This is a genomic window from Labrys neptuniae (assembly GCF_040797145.1).
Classification (GTDB): domain Bacteria; phylum Pseudomonadota; class Alphaproteobacteria; order Rhizobiales; family Labraceae; genus Labrys; species Labrys neptuniae.
The window spans coordinates 13,407-33,197 of sequence record NZ_JBFNQD010000034.1 but is presented as its reverse complement, the minus strand read 5'-3'; the positions used below and the strand labels follow the sequence as shown (position 1 = coordinate 33,197).

Genomic DNA, 19,791 nt, shown 5'->3' with positions numbered 1-19,791 from the left:
AGGTCCGCCGCCACCGCCTCCTCCGTCACCTCAGATGGTGCTGCAATGGAACTGAAACTTAACCGGACAGCCGTGGGTCAAGCCCGGCTATGACAATTCGCAGTGTTTCCTTCTGAGATGAGCCGCATCGGACCTACCCCGTCTCGTTCAGAAGCGAGAGGAAACGGGCGAACAGGCCGGCCTGGGAATGGATGCCGAGCTTGTGGCGGATGTTGCGGCGATGCACCTTCACCGTGCCCGTCGAGATATGAAGCAGGCGGCTGATCGAATCCGACGAATGCCCCTGCAGCACCAGATTGACGATTTCTCCCTCCCGCGCCGTCAGCGACTGGCTGGCCCAGAGCCGAGCCCGGTCGAGATCGCTGCCCGGCAGCGGCAAGGTCGTCACCCGGCTGCCGGCCTCGCCGAACTCCGGCAGGTCGCGCCAATGCTGGGCACAGAGCGCGAGGACGATCGGGGCCAGGTCGCGCAGGCCGCGCACCTCCGCCGTGCCGAACGGGCCGGAGGCGGCCAGGCGCATCAGGGACCAGACCACCGAGGTCTGTTCGGGAAGCTGCACGAAGAAGCCGACCTCCTCCGCCAGCCCGGTCTGGCTGTAATAGGAGCGGAAATACTCGCTGGTGTAGAAACGGTCGGGCGCCAGCTCGCGCATGCGACGGAAGCCCTCGCATCCCCCGATCGCAGCCCGGTGGAAGGGATCGAGCAGATAGGCGCCATCCTGGTAGAGGGCGACGAAGACATGGCTCTCGGCAGGCGAGAAGGTCTCGTACAGCATCGGCGGCCGCGCCGAACCGCGATAGGCGAACACCACGCTGTGATCGAAGCGCGCATGCAGGCCGAGCCAGGCCAGCAGGGCACGCTCGAACTCGCCCGGCCCAGCGTGGCCCGCCACTTTTATCGCCTCCGCCAGCGCCGTGGATGCCGCCAAATTATGCCTGGAGCTGCCGATTTCTACCCCCTGTGATGAACAAACATGCAGCATATACCCCCGGATAGGTATATACGAGAGGAAATCGGCTCTGCTAGCTTTCTCTTCGCCGAGGGCCGAAAAGCAAGAACGAACCGGCCAGAACGAAACGGCTCGGCACCGATCGAGGGGACAAGCGCGGATGAACGACACGACCTCGCCCGATATCGAATTTCGCGCCGTCGCCAAGCGCTACGGTGAGGTCATCGCGGTTCATGGCATCGACCTTGCCATCCCCAACGGTGCCTTTGTCGCGTTGCTAGGCCCCTCGGGCTGCGGCAAGACCACCTGCCTGCGTATGATCGGCGGCTTCGAGCAGCCGAGCAGCGGGCAGGTGTTGATCCGCGGCCAGGACATGGCCGGAACGCCGCCTTTTCGCCGCCCGGTCAACATGGTCTTCCAGCAATATGCCCTGTTTCCGCATCTGAGCGTCGGCGACAACATCGCCTATGGCCTGCGCCAGGCCCGCCCGCGCCTGGCCGGTTCGGAGATCGCCCGGCGCGTCGACGAGGCGCTCGCCATGGTGCGTCTCTCCGGCTATGGCCGCCGGCGCATTCACGAGCTCTCCGGCGGCCAGCAGCAGCGCGTCGCCCTGGCGCGTGCCCTGGTCAACAAGCCTGCCGTGCTGCTGCTCGACGAGCCACTCGCCGCGCTCGACAAGAAGCTGCGCACCGAGATGCAGCTCGAACTGCAGAATTTGCAGCGGTCCCTCGGCATCACCTTCGTGCTGGTCACCCACGACCAGGAAGAGGCGCTGTCGATGAGCGACCTCGTCTGCGTGATGAACAAGGGCCGTGTCGTCCAGACCGGGGCTCCCAGCCAGATCTATGACGATCCGGCCGATCTCTTCGTCGCCGATTTCGTCGGAAAGTCCAATTTCCTCGACGGCAAGGTCACCGCGGCAGAGGGCAAGGCGGCCAGCATCGTGCTAGCCGACGGCACTACGCTTCAGGCCCGGACCCACATGCCGCTACGACCCGGCCAGGCGGTCCGCGTGAGCATCCGCCCCGAAGCCATGCGGCTGGAGACCGGTGACGGACCAAGGCTGCAGGGTACCGTGCACAACCGCATCTTTCTCGGTTCGACCGCCGAATACGCCATCGAGATCCGGGATGTCGGAACCATCCTGGTCGCGGCCGACCACCTGGCACACGGTCCCGGCCTCAAGGGGCCGGGCGATAGCGTCTCGGTCGGTTTCGCACCGGGTGCTCCACTCGCCTTCGCCGCCTGAACGACCTGAAAAGCCGCAAAAAGCGACGCTACCAGAGGGAAATGAGCCATGTCGAAATCCTATCGCGACGACCTGCCAATCTCGGCCCAGGGCTTTGTCGACCAGCTCCTGCGCTATCGCAAAGGCTCGATCAGCCGTCGCCATTTCCTTGGCGCCACCGGCCTCGGCCTGGCGATGGCCGTGCTCGGCCGCGAGAACGGCCTGCTGCCCGCCCCCGCCTACGCGGCCGGCGAACTCGGCGACAAGATGTCGATCGCCACCTGGCCCAATTATCACGACCCGCAGACCTTCGTGAATTTCACCAAGGCGACGGGCGTCGCCGTCGAGGTCAACGTCTTCGGCTCCAACGAGGAGATGCTGGCCAAGCTCCAGGCCGGTGCCACCGGCTGGAGCCTGTTCGTGCCGACCAACTACACCATTTCCACCTACAAGAAGCTCAGCCTCATCGACGCCATCGACCTTGCCAAGCTGCCGGCCTACAGCGCCTCGACCGAGGATGCCCGCTTCACGGCCGAAGGCACCGTCGACGGTACGGTCTATGCCGTGCCGAAGAACTGGGGCACCACAGGCTTTGCGGTGAATACCCAGAAGCTCACCAAGCCGCTGGCGAGCTGGAAGGATTTCTGGGACACCGCCATGGCCGAGGGTTCCAACCGCACCATGGTGCATGACTACCAGCTCACCACCATCGGCAACGCCCTGAAATATTTCGGCTATTCCTTCAACTCGCTCAAGCAGGACGAGCTTGCCAAGGCCGAGGAACTGCTGATCAAGGCCAAGCCGCATCTCTATGCGGTGTCCTCCGACTACCAGCCGCCCATGCGCGCCAACGATGCCTGGATGACGATGTGCTGGACCAATGACGGGGCCCAGCTCAACCGCGACTTGCCCCACATCAAATACATCCTCGGCAAGGAGGGCGGCGAGATCTGGACCGATTTCTACGCCATCCCCAAGGATGCGCCCAACAAGCCGGCCGGCTATGCCCTGCTCAACTATCTGATGACGCCTGAAAATGCCGTGAAGGAGCACATCGCCAATGGCGCGCCCTGCACGGATTCGCGCGTCAACGCCCTGCTGCCCAAGGACTTCCTGTCCAATCCCATTCTCTATCCGGCCGCCGAACTGCTGAAGCCGCTGGAATTCGGGGCAGCGGCGACACTGACCGATCCGGGCCGCGCCGAGTTGATGGCCCGCTTCAAATCGGCCTGACCGGCCTTTCCGGGCGGCGGCGTCATGCCGCTGCCTGCTCCTCCACCGGAACCTCATCCGTGGCCTCCTCCCGCGCCCGCCGCACATTCGTGACGACCCTGCTGCTCGCCCCGGCGAGCGCCTGGCTCGTGGTCTTCCTGGTGCTGCCCTTCATCGCCGTGCTCGTCTTCAGCGTCGGCGAGCGGGCGCCGGAAGGCGGTTACCAGGCCGCGTTCTCGTTCGCGCAATATGCCAATCTCGGGGCGCGCTCCACCGCCTTCTGGAACACCGCGATCCTGGCACCGGTCGGTGCCTTCGCCTGCCTGCTGGTGGCCTATCCCGTCGCCTACTACCTCGCCGTCAAGGCGCCGCCGCGCTGGCGCCTGATCCTGCTGGCACTGGTGGTCATCCCGTTCTGGACCAGCCTGTTGATGCGCTCCTATGCCTGGATGTACATCCTCGGCTCACGCGGCATCCCGGCCCTGCTCGATCTCATCGGTATTGCCGATGTCCGGCTCCTCAACACGCCGGGCTCGGTGCTGGTCGGCATCGTCTATGGCTACCTGCCGCTGATGATCCTGCCGATCTATGTCAGCCTCGAGCGGCTCGACCGCCGCCTGCTCGAAGCCTCGGCCGATCTCGGCGCCACGCCCTTCTCGACCTTTTTCGGCGTGACGCTGCCGCTGTCCCTGCCCGGGGTGATGACCGGCTTCAGCCTGGTGATGATCCTGCTGCTCGGCGAATATCTGATCCCAACCTTGCTCGGCGGCGGCAAGGTGTTCTTCATCGGCAACGCCTTGGTCGACCTCTTCCTGCAATCGCGCAACTGGCCGTTCGGCTCGGCCATCGCCGTGACACTGGTGGTCGCCTCCGTCGTGGTGCTCATGATCGCCAACCGTATCACGGCACGCGTCTCGGGCGCCCGGCAGGTGGACCTGATCTGATGAGAGCCTTCGTCGCCGCCGTCTTCGCCTTTCTCTATCTGCCGATCGGGCTCCTCGTCCTGTTCTCCTTCAACGCCGGCCGCAATGCCAGTGAGATCGTCGGTTTCTCGACGAAGTGGTACGGCACGGCACTCGCCAACCCCTTCCTCACCGAGGCCCTGCGCAACAGCCTGATCGTCGCCTCCAGCAGTGCCCTGCTGGCGGCAGTGTTCGGCACGATGGCGGCCCTCGGCCTGTCGCGCGTGGGAACCCGAACCCGCCTCGTCTTCGATGCCCTTTTCGGCGCCGCCATCGTGGTGCCCGGCGTGGTCATCGGCATCGCCACGCTGGTGGCGCTGGTGCAGGTCTTCGCCTTCGCCAATCCGCTGCTCGCCGCGCTCTGGCCGGGCGACAGCCCACCCAAGCTCGGCCTTGGTTACGGCTCGATCATCGCAGCGCATGGCCTGTTCTCGATGGCATTGGTCACCATGATCGTACGGGCCCGCCTCGGCAGCCTGAGCCGGGATCTGGTCGAGGCGTCGAGCGATCTTTACGCCACGCCCTTCACCACCTTCCGCTCCATCGTGCTGCCGCAGATCTTCCCGGCCATCCTGGCGGGATTCCTGCTGTCCTTCACCTTCTCCTTCGACGACTTCATCGTGGCCTTCTTCGTGGCGGGCCCCCAGACCACCCTGCCGATCTATGTGTTCGCTTCGATCCGCCGCGGCGTAACCCCCGAGATCAACGCCATCGCCACGCTCGTGCTGGTCGCCTCGGTGCTGATGGTGCTGCTGGCCCAGTTCCTGCTGCGCAAGCGCCGATAACGGCCCTCGCGCCACCAATTCCTGAGTGAATGACCATGATCCTCGAAAACCGCATCGCCATCGTCACCGGCTCCGGCTCCGGCATCGGCCAGGCCGGCGCCCTTGCCATGGCGCGCGAGGGCGCCATCCTCATTGTTGCCGATCGGGACAAGGACGCCGGCGAGGCGACCGCCAGCATGATCCGCGCACGAGGCGGCCGTGCCGATGCTGTCGCCACCGACGTGGCGGATGACGCGGCCGTCGAGCGCCTCATCGGCGGCACACTCGACCGTCACGGCCGCATCGACATCCTGCACAATCATGCCGGCATCCAGGTCGGCGGGCCGCTGACCGAGGTCAGCCTGGATGGATTCGATGCGTCCTGGCGCATCAATGTGCGTGCCCATTTCCTGGCGGCCCGGCTCGCCATGCCGGCGATGATCGCGGCGGGCGGCGGCGTCATCCTCAACACGGCTTCCAATTCCGGCGTGTTCTACGACCGGGAAATGATCGCCTATGCCACCTCCAAGCATGCCGTGGTGGCCATGACGCGCCAGATGGCACTCGACTATGCCCGGCACAAGGTCCGGGTGAACGCCCTGTGCCCCGGCTGGGTCGACACCCCTTTCAACGAGCCCTTCATTGCCCAGATGGGCGGCCGTGCCGCCATCGAGGCCTATGTTCGCGAAAAGATCCCGATGGGCCGCTGGGCCACGGCGGAAGAGATCGCCGAGGCCATTCTCTTCCTGGTCTCGGATCGTTCCGCCTTCATGACCGGCCAGGCTCTGGTTGTCGACGGCGGCGAGAGTATCGGCTGATACCAAGCCTCGGAGATGACGTCGGGTCGAAGCATGGCCTTCCCGCGATCGTAGGACGTGTCAAAGACATCGTAGGAAGTGTCAAAGACATCGTAGGAAGTGTCAAAGACTTGGCATGGGCCGTCGCCGCAAGCTTGGGCCAACGCGGATGACGTCTGATTTACCCGTTCCGTCATTGCGAGCGAAGCGAAGCAATCTGGAGGCCTGAAAGCACAGAGTTTACGGCCTCTGGATTGCTTCGCTTCACTCGCAATGACGGGGTGGCCTTTAGGATTCCTGATATGCAAATCGGCTCTGCTCGTCTCCCGCGCGCCTTTCCGCGCGGACGGTATGGTGCTGCCTCGCGTTGACCAAAATGAACGCTCCTGTTTTTCGAGCAAAACACCCTGTCAATATTCGGCAGGAAATGTGTCGGTCGACATCTGCAAAAGCGCTTTGAAAAGGCTTGACTCGGGCCGCCGGCTGGAGTGCAACTATGTCAATAACATGACAAATCTGTTGCAAACTTTTGGCATACGCGTCTCTCCAGCGTCGTTTGTCTGATGATTTGCCCAGGGGAATCTCGCTTGTCTGCATCCCGCCAGATGCAACCGTTAGGTCAAATGAGGGGGGTCAACTTGAATAGGAACTTCATCTACGTGATGGTCGGTCTCGTGCTGGGCATCGCAATCGGTATCGCCTGTTTCTACTCCTTCCCCGACAAGAAAACCGCGGCCACGATCGCCGACTACATGTCCCTCGTCAGCACGATCTTCCTGAAGCTGATCAAGATGATCATTGGCCCGCTGGTGCTTTCGACCCTGATCGTCGGCATCGGCCACATGGGCGACGCAGCCACCTTGGGACGGGTTGGCGCCAAGACCATGGGCTGGTTCATCTCGGCGTCGATCGTGTCGCTGCTGCTCGGCCTGGTGATGGCCAATCTCATCCAGCCCGGCCACGGCATCGTGATCGCCGACCAGAGCGGCAATACCGCCAATATCGCGACCGCCTCCTTCAGCTTCAAGAATTTCATCGAACATCTGGTTCCGACCTCGATCTTCAAGGCGATGGCCGAAGGCGAGATCCTGCAGATCGTTGTGTTCTCGCTGTTTGCGGGCGTTGCCATCATGGCCCTGGGCGAGCGCGGCAAGCCTCTCGTCCACCTTGCCGATGACGTCGCCCACATGATGCTGACAATCACTGGTTATGTGATGACGCTGGCGCCGTTGGCCGTCTGCGCGGCCGTGGCCTCCGTCATCACCACGTCCGGCCCAAGCGTGCTCTTGAACTTCGTCAAGTTCCTCGGCGGCTTCTACCTGACGCTGCTCATCCTGTGGGGGTTCCTGATCGCCATCGGCTATTTCCTGCTCGGTGCCCGCATGGGCAATCTGATCAGGCGCATGCGCGAGCCCTTCCTGCTCGCCTTCTCGACGGCGAGTTCGGAAGCCGCCTATCCCAAGATCCTCGACCAGCTCGAGCGGTTCGGCGTCCCCAAGCGCATCGCCAGCTTCGTGCTGCCACTCGGCTATTCCTTCAACCTCGACGGCACCATGGCCTATACGACCTTCGCGACCCTGTTCGTCGCCCAGGCCTATGGCATGGAACTCTCGCTCGGCACCCAGCTTGCCATCGCCGGCACGCTGATGCTGACGTCCAAGGGCGTGGCCGGCGTGCCCAAGGCATCGCTGGTGGTGATCCTGGCGACGCTGCACCAGTTCAACATCCCGGATGCGGGGCTCTATCTGATCATCGGCATCGACCAGTTCCTCGACATGGGCCGCAGCGCCACCAATGTGATCGGCAACTCGCTGGCGGCGTCGGCAGTCGCCAAGTTCGAGGGCGGCCTCGGTCCGGAAAAGGACGACATCAACGCGCCGGAAGTGGCGCCCGCAGCGGCACCCGCCTGAGCCAATGGCGGCGGCACGGCTCGTGCCGCCGCCTGCCGTCGTCGAGCATCCGAGAGCATTTTTGAGAAGAGTCGACAGGCTTTTCGACCAGGAAAATGCGCCAAAACAAAGAGTTAGGGGAAATGGCACCTCACGGAAAAGCCATTTTGCTGCAGCGTGGCGGTGCCAATCCACCCGCTGTCCGGATTTTTCAGGAGAGAGTCTTGCATAAACTCTTGGCGCTAGCGGCCATCGTCATTCTGGCGGCAAATGTCCCCGCCAAGGCCGAGGACATGATCGGGCAGGACCTGACGGCCGCACCGAAGCAGGATTACTTTCCGCTGGAGCTATCCGGCACGTTGCTGAAGGCGAACCAGACCGGCGCCATCATCATCGGCTATCGCGACGCCTCCTTCCCTTTCTCCTTCAAACGGCCGGAACAGGCCGAACCGCAAGGCTACGCCATCGAGTTTTGCAAGGGCGTGGTCGACGAGATCTCGCGCGAGCTGCATGACAAGCCGGTTCGCATCGACTACAGGCTCGTCACCTCGGACACCCGCATCGCGGCGGTGACCTCGGGCGAGGTCGACCTCGAATGCGGTTCGACCACGGCCAATCGCGAGCGCGAGAAGCAGGTTTCCTTCTCGCCCGTCACCTATGTCGCGGGCACCAAGCTGCTGGTCAAGCGCGGCTCGGGCATCCGCTCCTACAAGGATCTGCAGGGCAAGACCCTGGTGGTGACGGCGGGCACCACAAACGAAGCGGCGCTGAGGCAGCTCAACGACAAATATCATCTTGGCATGACCATCGCTTCGGCGCCCGATCATCAGCAGTCCTACGACATGCTGGCGGCCGGAAAGGCCGATGCCTTCGCCACAGACGACGTGCTGCTCTATGGTTTCATCGCGCGCAACCATGCCCAGAAGACCTTGGCCGTGGTCGGCGATTTCATCACCTATGACGCCTATGGCATCATGTTCCGCAAGGACGATCCCCTGATGGCCGAGGCCGTCAAACGCGCCTTTGCGACCATGGCCGAGCAGGGCAGACTGGTGAGGACCTATCGCAGATGGTTCCTCCAGCCGACGCCGACCGGGGAGAATCTCAATCTGCCGATCTCCCTGCAATTGACCGAAGCCTGGCGGGCGCTCGGCATCGATGCGTTCTGATCGACCGAGGCCCCGATGAAAAACACCCCCGAACCAAGTTCGGGGGTGTCGATCGTCAGGCAGCGGAGACGATTTTCATCAGCGCCAGCAGACGCGACGGTTCACCCAGCGCCAGCCGTAATAGGTGTGGACGCGTACACGCTGCCAGCGGCAGTAACGTGCCGGACGCGGACGCCAATGCGGGCGGTAATAGTGCGGGCGATAATAATGCGGGCGGCCGCGGTGATAGACCTTCTGCGCGGCATCCGGTGACGGGGCCGACTGTTCAATGGCCTGGATCACGCCAGCATTGGCTGCGGGATGGATCACCGCAGCCTGGGCCGACTGCGCGGTCATTGCAGCGCCCCCCATGCCGAAAGCCAGAGCGGCTGCCAGAGCGAGTTTGCGAAACATTCGTTCCTCCTGCGATTCAAATCGGCGAAAGCTCGACCCGACCCCGACGGGCCGGCTTACTATGATACTAACTGCCGAAACCGTGAAGGTTCCGGGGGGAGCGGCGATTATCGTTCGTCCCTTCCCGCTTCCACTATCCCGGCATTGGCTGAATGCGACTTGATCGACCCGTTCATCCTGCATTCAGCCGGCGCGGCAACCTATCGTACCGCCGGGATTTCATGCCTATATGCGGCAAAGGCGTTCATCACCTTCTCGTGAGGACTGCCGCCCCTGCTGCACAGGAAGAGGCGAAGCTGCGTTGACGACACCTGATATCCCGCGATCGACCAATCCATTGAAGCGAAGTATCGGCCGGATCCGACAATTACTGCCCGAGAAATGGCGTCACCCGGCGCCCGTGGTTGCCGTCCTTCCGCTTTCCGGCACCATCGGTACCGGCTCGCGGTTCTCGAGCAGCCTGAACATGACCAAGCTCGACAAGCTCATCGACAGTGCCTTCGCCGTGAAAGGCGCCAAGGCGGTCGCGCTGGTGATCAATTCACCCGGTGGCTCGCCGGCGCAATCGCATCTGATCATGCGCCGTATCCGCGCCCTCGCCGCCGAGAAAAAGCTGCCGGTCTTTGCCTTCGTCGAGGACGTCGCGGCCTCCGGGGGCTACATGATCGCCTGCGCCGCCGACGAGATCGTTGCCGACCCCGCCTCGATCCTGGGCTCCATCGGTGTGGTCTCCGCCTCCTTCGGCTTCGACAAGCTGATCGAGAAGATCGGGGTCGAGCGCCGCGTTCACACGGCCGGGCGCTCCAAGACGATGCTGGATCCCTTCCGGCCCGAAAAGCCCGAGGATGTCGAAAGGCTGGCGGCGCTGCAACATGACATCCATGACATGTTCATCGCCCTGGTCCGGGAACGCCGCGCCGGCAAGCTCAAGGGCGAGGAGGAGCTGCTGTTCTCGGGCGAGTTCTGGCTCGCGCCGCGGGCCATCGAGCTCGGCCTTGCCGATGCCATGGGCGATGTGAGGTCCACCATGCGCGCGCGCTATGGCGAGAAGGTACGCTTCAAGACCGTGTCGGAACCGCGTGGCCTGCTTGCCCGGCGCTTCGGCCTTGGCGCCCATTTCTCGGCTGCTGAAAGCGAGCAATTAACCGAAGGCATTCTTGCCGCACTCGAAGGGCGTGCAATTCGTGCCCGTTTCGGTTTATAGTTACGGAATGATGAATGAAGAGGACCTGCCATGCATCCTGTCGTTCTAGCCGTCGCCAGCCTTGTCGGGACCGTGGTTCTCGCGCGCCTGGTCAAGCGCGAATGGGAGCGAGTGAACAACGAACTCTACAAACCCCAGCCCGTGCGACAGGAAGCCATCAACCTGCGCCGCGACCCGCGTAGCGGCGTCTATCGCCCCGAATAAAGCGGCGCGGCCGTTCCGGTTGCGGGTCCTCATGCAGATCCGCCAAATGCAAAGAAGCAGGTTCTCGCGAACCTGCTTCTGCTTTTTTGGCGGGGCTTGGATCAATCGAAGTTGCGAATGATCCGGCAATGCTTGCGCATCGGCACGCTGCGGTCCTCCATGATGGAGCCGTCGTCCAGCACCACCTGGCGCCAGACATTGGTGCAGCGCTGCTGATCGACGAACTTGACCTTGACGGGAGCCACGGCCGGGCGGGGCCGCGGCGGATTGCAGGCATGGGTGCGGCAGGGCGGCGGGTTCGTGATGATCACACGGGCCTCCGGCGAGGTCCCGCCGCCATTACCGCCACCACCGCCGCCGGACGCACCCGAGCTGGCGCCTCGGCCACCGCCATTGCCGCCGGCACCCGGGCCGGTCGTAGCGGCGAAGGACGTGGAGATCGAGCCGGCTACCGAGCCGAAGATCAAGGCCGCGATAAGTCCTGTACGAAGAAGGGATTGCCTGGACATAATACTTACTCTCCTGAGCTTTGGTTTGGACGGGATCGGTTGTGGTGTCCCGTTGCGTCCCTTGTCTCATGAGTGCTTCCCGGCATCTGTGCGGACAGGCACAAGGCCGCGCGCCGCACAAACAGGTTTCCCCAGTGTCGATCTTGCTCTAAGGGTCGGGCCCTGGTCTGTACCGGCGGAAACAGTTTCTCCGGCACGGCTCAGCTGAAGAAAAGTGCGATTTCCCTGAACCGCAATTTTCTCGGTCTCTTTTGTTTTGACGCATCTTCTCAGTTGAGAAGCCGGCCGGCTTTCTGGAGAAAATGCTCTAGTTCGAGAACCGTCATGGCCGACGCTACCCCCGCCCATATGCGCCCTGAACGCTCCTTCCAGGGCCTGATCCTGACCCTTCAGCGCTATTGGGCCGATCACGGCTGTGTCGTGCTGCAGCCTTACGACATGGAAGTGGGCGCCGGTACCTTCCACCCGGCCACCACCCTGCGCTCGCTCGGCCCCAAGGCCTGGAAAGCGGCCTATGTGCAGCCTTCGCGCCGCCCCAAGGATGGGCGTTATGGCGAGAACCCCAACCGCCTGCAGCATTATTACCAGTTCCAGGTCATCCTGAAGCCTTCGCCGCCGGAGCTGCAGGACCTGTATCTCGGCTCGCTGGCCGCCATCGGGCTCGATCCCCTGGTCCATGACGTTCGCTTCGTCGAGGACGACTGGGAGAGCCCCACGCTCGGCGCCTGGGGCCTGGGCTGGGAGTGCTGGTGCGACGGCATGGAAGTGTCGCAGTTCACCTATTTCCAGCAGGTCGCCGGGCAGGAATGCAATCCTGTCTCCGGGGAGCTGACCTATGGCCTCGAGCGCCTGGCCATGTATGTCCAGGGCGTCGAGAACGTCTATGATCTCAACTATAACGGCCGCGACGGCGCCGAGAAGGTCACCTATGGCGATGTCTTCCTGCAGGCCGAGCAGGAATATTCGCGCCATAATTTCGAGCATGCCGACATCGAGATGCTCAAGCAGCACTTCATAGATGCCGAAAAGGAGTGCAAGGCCCTGCTTGCCGCCGGCGACAAGGGCAATCGGCATCAGCTCGCTTTGCCCGCCTATGACCAGTGCATCAAGGCGAGCCACCGCTTCAATCTGCTCGACGCGCGCGGCGCTATCTCGGTGACCGAGCGCCAGAGCTACATCCTGCGCGTACGCGACCTCGCCAAGGCCTGCGGCGAGGCTTGGGTCAAGACCGAAGCCGGCGGGGCCTGATCGTAGACCCTCTCCGCGCTCCCCATCCCTTCCCTTTCCGGCCTTCCAGGTCACCAGCTTTCGAAACCGATCCCATGCCCGACCTCCTGCTCGAACTCTTCTCCGAGGAAATCCCCGCCCGCATGCAGGCCAAGGCGGCCGAGGACCTCAAGAAAATGGTCACGGATGCGCTCGTCGAGCGCGGCGTCGTCTATGAGGGCGCCTCGGCCTATGCCACGCCGCGCCGCCTGGCCCTGACCGTGCATGGCCTGCCGGCCCGCCAGCCCGATACGCGCGAAGAGCGCAAGGGCCCTCGTGTCGGCGCCCCCGACGGCGCTATCCAGGGCTTCCTGAAGGCCGCCGGCCTCGCCTCGCTCGACCAGGCCCGCATCGAGAGCGATCCCAAGAAGGGCGAGTTCTACGTGGCGGTAGTGGAAAAGGCCGGACGGGCCCTACCCGACCTCATCGCCGAGATCGTGCCGGAAGTGGTGCGCAGCTTCCCCTGGCCCAAATCCATGCGCTGGGGTTCGGGCAGCCTGCGCTGGGTGCGTCCGCTGCATTCGATCCTCTGCACCTTCGGCCCAGAGACCGAGGACCCGGAAGTGGTGCGCTTCGAGATCGAGGGCGTCGCCGTCGGCGATACCACCAAGGGCCATCGCTTCATGGCGCCGGGGACCATCCAGGTCAGGCGCTTCGAAGACTATGTCGCCAAGCTGGAGGCCGCCAAGGTGGTGCTCGATCCGGCCCGCCGGCGCGATATCATCCTTACCGATGCCCGCAACCTCGCTTTCGCCCAGGGGCTGGAACTGGTCGAGGACGACGCGGTGCTGCATGAGGCCGCCGGCCTGGTGGAATGGCCGGTGGTGCTGATGGGCTCCTTCGAGGAGAGCTTCCTCTCGGTACCGGACGAAGCGATCCAGGCCACCATCCGCGCCAACCAGAAATGCTTCGTGGTGCGCGATCCCAAGACGGGGCGCCTCGCCAACCGTTTCATCCTGATCGCCAATATCGAGGCTGTCGACGGCGGAGCGGCCATCGTCGCCGGCAATGAGCGCGTCATCCGCGCGCGCCTCTCCGACGCCAAGTTCTTCTGGGAAACCGACCAGAAGCCCCTGCCCGGTTATGAAGCTGAAGGCAAGCCGCTCGACCAGCGCCTCGCCAAGATCATCGCCTCGAATGTGGTGTTCCACGAGAAGCTCGGCACGCAGGGCCAGCGCATCGAGCGCATCGCCGCTTTGGCCAAGGCGCTCGCGCCTGTCGTGGGTGCCGACCCCGCCAAGGCCGAGCGGGCGGCTAGGCTCGCTAAGGCGGATCTTGCCACCGAAATGGTCGGCGAGTTTCCCGAACTGCAGGGGCTGATGGGCCGCTATTACGCCACCGCCCAGGGCGAGGACGCCGCCATCGCCGCCGCGCTCGAGGATCACTATCGTCCCAAGGGCGCCGGCGACGGCGCGCCGAGCGATCCGGTCGCGGTCGCCGTGGCGCTCGCCGACAAGCTCGACACGCTGATCGGCTTCTGGACCATCGACGAGAAGCCGACCGGCAGCAAGGATCCCTATGCCCTGCGCCGGGCCGCCCTCGGTGTCATCCGCCTGGTGCTCGACAACAGGCTGCGCCTGCCCCTCCTCACGACCGTCGCCAAGGCTCCCTTCGCCAAGAGCAACGACATCGCCGACGATCTCCTGGCCTTCTTCGCCGACCGCCTGAAGGTGCAGTTGCGCGAGCAGGGCGCGCGCCACGATCTCGTCGACGCGGTCTTCGGTCTCGGCGGGCAGGACGATCTCCTGCTCATCGTCCGGCGGGTCGAGGCACTCGGCCGCTTCCTCGGCAGCGAGGACGGCAAGGCCCTGCTGGCGGGAGCCAAGCGCGCCGCCAATATCCTGCGCATCGAGGAGAAGAAGGACGGCGCCGGTGCCTATGCCGGCGGCGCGGATGCCTCTCGCCTCACCGAGCCGGAGGAAAAGGCGCTGCAGGCCGCCTTGCAGGCGGCCCGGCAGGCAGCATCGGCTGCCATTGCCGCCGAGGACTATGAAGGCGCCATGACGGCCCTTTCGCAGCTGCGCCGGCCCGTCGACGCTTTCTTCGACAAGATCCTCGTCAACGCCGACGATGCTGCCCTGCGCCTCAACCGCCTGAAGCTGCTGGAAGAGATCCGCACGGCAACCCGCAGCGTCGCCGATTTCTCGCGCATCGAGGGCTGAAGCGTTTTGCGATCTGGCGGAATCGCCGAGAATCGCAAAGACGCTCCAGCCAATCCGCAGGATTGGCTTGGGACCAACGAGGGAGAGCAAGCACGCGTTTTCGCCTAGACGCACTTTGCTCTCCTACTCGGCCCCAACAAGCCTCATCGACCCGTCATCGCGAGCACAGCGAAGCAATCCAGGGGCTCTAGGCCAGCGATCTTGCGAAGGCTGGATTGTTTCGCTGCGCTCGCAATGACGGATATGCTTGCTATGAAAACACAGGCCGAGCTCGTCTCCACAAGACGATCTTGCACCATTGCTCGCCGGTGCTAACACTAGAAAGCTTTCACCGGATATGCGTTTCTTGTCGCCGGGGACGCCTGCATGACCGTTTCTGACTCTACCCTACAGCGTCCCTCCCCCAATTGGGATGACTACCGCTATGTCCGCGCCGTGGCGGAGACCAAATCCCTGGTGGGCGCGGCGACGGCCCTTGGCGTCAACCATTCCACTGTCTTCCGCCGCATCAATGCCGTCGAGGAATTGCTCGGCGCCCGCTTGTTCGAACGAGGGCGCAGCGGTTACGCCCTCACGGCGGCGGGGGAGGAGATGGTGGCCCTCGCCGGCCGCATGGCCGACGACATCAGCGGCTTCGAGCGCCGTGTGGCGGGCCGGGATGTCAAGCCGTCCGGGGAATTGCGCGTCACCACCAATGACAGCATCATGGCGCACCTGACCATGCCGGTCTTCACCAGTTTCCTGACCAGCTTTCCCGACATCCGCCTCGACGTCGTCGTCTCCAACCTGCCGCTGAACTTGTCCAAGCGGGATGCGGACGTGGCGATCCGTGCCACCTCGGCGCCGCCGGACACGCTGGTGGGGCGGCGGGTCTGCACCATTGCCTGGGCCATTTACGGCCCGGAGCGGCTGAAGGGTGCCGAGCTCGCCGACCTCTTCGCCGAGCGCTGGATCGCCACCGGCGAAGGTCTTTCCAACATTCCGCCGGCACGCTGGGTGGAACGTGAAGTGCCGAACGAGCGCATCGTGATGCGCCTCAACACCATTCTCGGCGTCGCCGAGGCCCTGCGGTCAGGGTTCGGGGTCGGCTTGCTGCCCTGCTATATCGGCGACGCCCTGCCGCTGCCGCGCCTGTCCGAGCCGCTGCCGGGCGTCGGCGCCGGCCTGTGGTTGCTGACCCATCCCGATCTCAAGCACTCCGCCAAGGTTCGCGCCTTCATGGACCATGGCTGGGAAGCACTGACGAAGCTCAGGCCCGTGCTGGAGGGAACGGCAGAGGTCTGAGCGCGCTCCGTCTCCCCAGGCTCGATCGCCGCTCTACCCTTCAAGCAAGGCGATCGCCTGCTTCCCTCTGCGCGGCCACCTCCGCTGGCCTGGCAGTGCCACGATGGGCCGCCGCTGCCGCGATCAGGGCCATGGCGGCCAGGGCCGCACCGATGCCCGGCAGATAGGCGATCGGCACCCGCTCCACCGCGACGCCGCCGAGCGCCGTGCCGAGGCCGACACCGACATGCATGGCGGAAAGATTGAGACTCACCCCAGCCTCCGCGGTGTCATGCCCCATCGCGATCAGGAAGCTCTGCACTGCCGGCGAAATCATCCAGCTCAGGCAGGCCCAAGCCATCATCACCGGGAAGAAGGACAGGCTCGTGCCCGTCACCAGCGGAATCAACATCAGGGCCGTGAGGTAGCCCATCGGCACCAGCATGATCGCCCGGCGCGGCGTGAGCTTGTCGGCGGCGAGACCGCCGAGATAGCCGCCCGAGACGCCGGCAATGCCGAAGGCGATGAAGGCCAGCACGGTACCCATGCCGACAATGCCGAGAACGGCACCTAGATAGGGGGCGAGATAGGCAAACAGCACGAAATGGCCTGATATCATCAGGATCGAGACGAGCTGGGCACAGATCAGCGGACGAGACCGCAAATGGGCAAGGTAGTCGGGCGGCCCCTGCCGGCGGGCACCGACATCGGGCAGCTTCGAGCGGCAGACCACCAGGACGATGACGGCCAGGGCGGCAAGCACCAGGAACACGCTGCGCCAGCCCGCAAGCGAGCAGACCAGCATGCCGATCGGCACGCCGAGCACCAGCGAGCCGCTCACCCCCATGAAGATCACGCCGATCGCCCGGCCCTTCATGCTCTCGTCGACGAGTTCGGTGGCCAGCATAGTCGCCAGCAGCGCGATGGTGGCACTCGCCGCCGCCATGCCGACACGGGCGGCAAACAGCGCGCCGTAGCCGGGGCCGGCGGCTGCAAGGAGATTGCAAAGAGCGAAGGCGGCCAGGGCAGCGAGGAAGGCTGCCTTGTGCTGGAAACGCGCGGTCAGCAGCAGTGCGGCAGGCGCCGCCAGCGCAAAAGTGATGGAAAAGGCCGTGGTAAGCTGGCCGGCCAGGCCGAGAGAAACATCGAGGCTGCCGGCAATGTCGGGCAGGATGCCGATGACGATGTTCTCGGCGGTGCCGGCGACGAAAGTGGCAAGTGCGAGGAGCAGGACGCGCCGATCCATCTGGTCTTCCCGATATGTGAGATCGGGTTTCGAGGCAGCGCTTCGGTTATCCCTCCGAAGCGGCTGGATAGCACGAAAATCGCGGATTTGGAATTGCCGTGCGCCTCTTCAGACTGGCGCCTGCCTCAGGACGGAACGCCGCGTTGCCAGGATTGCCGGTCCGAAGACCCGCACACCGGTTTCGTCCTACGCCGCCGCCCGCCCTGCGCCGACATTGGCTAGTCCGATGGCGCCGAGGATGATGCCGACGCCCGCCCATTGCGAGGGCAGGAAGGCCTCGTGCAGTATCAGCCCGGCCATGACGACCGCCACCGGCAGTTCCACCGAGGACAGCATCGCCGCCAGGCCCACCCCGGTGGCCGGAATACCCTTGTTGAACAGGAACGGCGGCAGCACCGTGCCGAACAGGGCGATGACGAGGCCCCAGCCCCAGATGATGCTGGGATCGAACCGCACAGACAATTGCGGCAGGGCGATCAGCACTGCGACCACCGCACCGCCGAACACCATCAGGAAGCTTCGGCTGATCACGTCGACATGCACCGCCACGTGGTTGGAACACCAGATCACCGCGGTGTAACTCACGGCAGCGAGCAGGCCGAAACCGACGCCGAGCACGCTCAAATGGGCGGCATCGCCGAGGAGATTGGTCGCCAATACGGTGCCGAGCAGCACCAGCAGGGACGAGACCAGCTTGGTCGGCGACGGCCAGGCCCGGGTCAGCACCGCATCGAGCGCCACGCCCATCCATACGCTCTGCATCAGCAGTACGATCGCCGCCGAGACCGAGGTATAGGCCACCGACAGGTAATAGAAGGAGCCGGTGAAGCCGATGCTGGCACCGCCGGCGATCAATTTGAGCCGGTCGGGCCAGCGCACCGGCAGGCTGCCGGGCCTGGCCGGCCGCATCCGGCTGGCCAGCTTGATCAGCCCGAGGACGACGGCGCCGATGACGAATTGCGTGCCGATAACCTCGCCCGGCGAATAGCCCTGGCCATAGGCGAGCTTCACGCAGGTCGACTGCAGGCTATAGCAGGAGGCCCCGATGAGGACGAGCACGATGCCCACAAAGAGATCCTTGCGCATGGCGGCCTTGGCATGAGGGAGAATGAGCGTCGAGGCTGGTGCCTCATAAATGACGCGTCTGATTGGCTTGCCCATTGCGGAGAGTGCTTGGGGGCAAAACGCAACCTTTGTCATGCCCGGGCTTGACCCGGGCATCCAGGGGCTCGGCAGTCGCGGTTGGATTGCCGGGTCAAGCCCGGCAATGACAAAGGTCGCGCAAGCGGTCCTTGCCGCGCCTCAGCCGATCTCCACCACGACGCGCCCCCTGACCTTGCCTTCCAGGATGTTGGCGGCGGTCTCGCGGACTTCGTCGAAGGGGATCGAAGTGGTCATGGCGTCGAGCTTGTCGCGGTCGAGTTCGTTGGCCAGACGCCGCCAGGCTTCCTGGCGGACCACCTGGGGGCATTGCACCGAATCGATGCCGAGCAGCGAGACCCCCCGCAGGATGAAGGGCATCACGCTGGAGGGCAGGTCGGCCCCGCCGGCCAGGCCGCAGGCGGCGACGGCGCCGCCATATTTGATCTGCGAGATCACATTGGCCAGGGTGAGCGAGCCGACCGTGTCGACGGCACCGGCAAAGCGTTCCTTGCCGAGAGGGCGCACCGGCCCGGTCAGCTCTGCGCGGTCGATCACCTCGGAGGCGCCGAGATTCTTGAGATAGTCGGCCTCCTCCGGGCGTCCCGTGGAGGCGATCACCGTGTAGCCCGCCCGGGCGAGCAAGGCGACCGCGGTCGAGCCGACACCGCCGGCCGCCCCGGTCACCAGCACCGGTCCGCGCGAGGGGGTGATGGCATGGGCCTCGAGCGCCATCAGGCTGAGCATGGCGGTATAACCGGCCGTGCCGATCGCCATCGCCTGCGCATGGGTCATGCCATAGGGCACCCTAACCAGCCATTCGCCCTTGACGCGGGCCCGCTCGGCATAGCCGCCGAGATGGGTCTCGCCCACGCCCCAGCCATTGAGGATGACATGGTCGCCGGGATCCCAGTCCTTCGAGGAGGAGGCGATCACCTCGCCGGCGAAGTCGACCCCCGGGATCATCGGAAAACGCCGCACCACCGGCCCCTTGCCGGTGACGGCGAGACCGTCCTTGTAGTTGACGGTCGAGTGGGTGACGCGGACCGTGACATCGCCGTCCATCAGATCGCGCTCGTCGAATTCGGCGAAGTTGCAGGCATAGCCGGTATCCGGCTTGGTGACGACGAGAGCCTTGAAAGTCGACATGCACGCTCCTGCAATTGCTGTCTGGTGTCCAGATCGTATCCTGGCGTTTTCGAGGCCCGGGCCGGTTATGGCAAGCGGAAAAATGGCCGCATGTCCGGCGAACCGCCGCGCTCGTCCGGCAAACAAGCGACAGGCAAAGCCATCATCGAGCGTTCGGCCGGATTAATCCGACATATTGCGCCCCAAACATGCCAGTTCTTCAGACAAAAGCGGGATCAGGCGCAATTATTACACTCTGACACATTTTGTTATCCGCCCAACCTATCGATTTAGACGTTTGAAGAA

At 64.3% G+C, this 19,791-nt stretch carries 18 protein-coding genes; 12 read left to right on the top strand and 6 right to left on the bottom strand.

Translation table 11 applies throughout. The features are described 5' to 3' along the window. Positions 1–133: 133 nt before the first annotated feature. Complete coding sequence (locus ABXS05_RS34655) at positions 134–892, bottom strand: helix-turn-helix transcriptional regulator (RefSeq protein ID WP_367627065.1); 759 nt, start codon at positions 890–892, stop codon at positions 134–136. A 217-nt stretch (positions 893–1,109) separates the two neighbouring features. On the opposite strand from ABXS05_RS34655, the gene ABXS05_RS34650 reads away from it, so the two are divergent. From ABXS05_RS34650 to ABXS05_RS34620, 7 genes are all read left to right on the top strand, one after another. Beyond that, positions 1,110–2,198, top strand: coding sequence for an ABC transporter ATP-binding protein (locus ABXS05_RS34650; protein ID WP_367627064.1), 1,089 nt, complete (start codon positions 1,110–1,112; stop codon positions 2,196–2,198). Positions 2,199–2,246: 48 nt separating this feature from the next. After that, a complete protein-coding gene (locus tag ABXS05_RS34645) occupies positions 2,247–3,410 on the top strand; it encodes an ABC transporter substrate-binding protein (RefSeq protein WP_311943164.1) in 1,164 nt (387 codons plus the stop codon). Positions 3,411–3,469: 59 nt separating this feature from the next. After that, positions 3,470–4,333 carry an ABC transporter permease gene (locus ABXS05_RS34640; RefSeq protein ID WP_149251748.1) on the top strand — a complete coding sequence of 288 codons (864 nt, stop codon included), beginning with the start codon at positions 3,470–3,472 and terminating at the stop codon, positions 4,331–4,333. Beyond that, on the top strand, positions 4,333–5,136 hold the full coding sequence (locus tag ABXS05_RS34635; protein ID WP_149251749.1) for an ABC transporter permease: 804 nt from the start codon (positions 4,333–4,335) through the stop codon (positions 5,134–5,136). Before ABXS05_RS34640 ends, ABXS05_RS34635 begins: the two co-directional genes overlap by 1 nt. A 35-nt stretch (positions 5,137–5,171) precedes the next feature. Then, positions 5,172–5,933 carry an SDR family NAD(P)-dependent oxidoreductase gene (locus ABXS05_RS34630; protein WP_367627066.1) on the top strand — a complete coding sequence of 254 codons (762 nt, stop codon included), beginning with the start codon at positions 5,172–5,174 and terminating at the stop codon, positions 5,931–5,933. A gap of 602 nt (positions 5,934–6,535) precedes the next feature. Continuing rightward, entirely contained in the window at positions 6,536–7,822 is a 1,287-nt protein-coding gene (locus ABXS05_RS34625) for a dicarboxylate/amino acid:cation symporter (protein WP_376717754.1), read from the top strand. 203 nt (positions 7,823–8,025) lie between these two features. After that, positions 8,026–8,970: an amino acid ABC transporter substrate-binding protein gene (locus tag ABXS05_RS34620; RefSeq protein WP_311943173.1), complete on the top strand. Its 945-nt coding sequence runs from the start codon at positions 8,026–8,028 to the stop codon at positions 8,968–8,970. Between the two features lie 78 nt (positions 8,971–9,048). Here ABXS05_RS34620 and ABXS05_RS34615 read toward each other — a convergent pair whose 3' ends face one another. Beyond that, positions 9,049–9,363, bottom strand: coding sequence for a hypothetical protein (locus ABXS05_RS34615; protein WP_311943175.1), 315 nt, complete (start codon positions 9,361–9,363; stop codon positions 9,049–9,051). Positions 9,364–9,829: 466 nt separating this feature from the next. On the opposite strand from ABXS05_RS34615, the gene ABXS05_RS34610 reads away from it, so the two are divergent. Then, a complete protein-coding gene (locus ABXS05_RS34610; protein ID WP_367627063.1) occupies positions 9,830–10,567 on the top strand; it encodes a S49 family peptidase in 738 nt (245 codons plus the stop codon). Between the two features lie 30 nt (positions 10,568–10,597). Next, on the top strand, positions 10,598–10,771 hold the full coding sequence (locus tag ABXS05_RS34605; RefSeq protein ID WP_156771628.1) for a hypothetical protein: 174 nt from the start codon (positions 10,598–10,600) through the stop codon (positions 10,769–10,771). 101 nt (positions 10,772–10,872) lie between these two features. Here the strand turns inward: ABXS05_RS34605 and ABXS05_RS34600 are convergent, their stop codons facing one another. After that, a complete protein-coding gene (locus tag ABXS05_RS34600; RefSeq protein WP_311943179.1) occupies positions 10,873–11,280 on the bottom strand; it encodes a hypothetical protein in 408 nt (135 codons plus the stop codon). 324 nt (positions 11,281–11,604) lie between these two features. Between ABXS05_RS34600 and ABXS05_RS34595 the strand changes: the two genes are divergently transcribed. The 3 genes from ABXS05_RS34595 (at position 11,605) to ABXS05_RS34585 (ending at position 15,992) form a co-directional block, all read left to right on the top strand. Continuing rightward, the gene (locus ABXS05_RS34595; protein WP_311943182.1) at positions 11,605–12,528 is read left to right on the top strand and encodes a glycine--tRNA ligase subunit alpha; all 924 of its coding nucleotides are present in this window, start codon (positions 11,605–11,607) and stop codon (positions 12,526–12,528) included. 74 nt (positions 12,529–12,602) lie between these two features. Next, positions 12,603–14,708 (top strand): glycine--tRNA ligase subunit beta, encoded by a 2,106-nt coding sequence (gene glyS / locus ABXS05_RS34590; RefSeq protein ID WP_367627062.1) that lies wholly within the window; start codon positions 12,603–12,605, stop codon positions 14,706–14,708. Positions 14,709–15,074: 366 nt separating this feature from the next. Then, a complete protein-coding gene (locus ABXS05_RS34585) occupies positions 15,075–15,992 on the top strand; it encodes a LysR family transcriptional regulator (protein WP_367627061.1) in 918 nt (305 codons plus the stop codon). A 40-nt stretch (positions 15,993–16,032) separates the two neighbouring features. On the opposite strand, the gene ABXS05_RS34580 is transcribed toward ABXS05_RS34585, so the two are convergent. The 3 genes from ABXS05_RS34580 to acuI form a co-directional block, all read right to left on the bottom strand. After that, positions 16,033–17,217, bottom strand: a complete 1,185-nt coding sequence (locus ABXS05_RS34580; RefSeq protein ID WP_367627060.1) for an MFS transporter — start codon at positions 17,215–17,217, stop codon at positions 16,033–16,035. Between the two features lie 186 nt (positions 17,218–17,403). Further along, the gene (locus ABXS05_RS34575; RefSeq protein ID WP_367627059.1) at positions 17,404–18,303 is read right to left on the bottom strand and encodes an EamA family transporter; all 900 of its coding nucleotides are present in this window, start codon (positions 18,301–18,303) and stop codon (positions 17,404–17,406) included. A gap of 216 nt (positions 18,304–18,519) precedes the next feature. After that, positions 18,520–19,506, bottom strand: coding sequence for an acrylyl-CoA reductase (NADPH) (acuI, locus tag ABXS05_RS34570; RefSeq protein ID WP_367627058.1), 987 nt, complete (start codon positions 19,504–19,506; stop codon positions 18,520–18,522). Between the last annotated feature and the right edge of the window lie 285 nt (positions 19,507–19,791).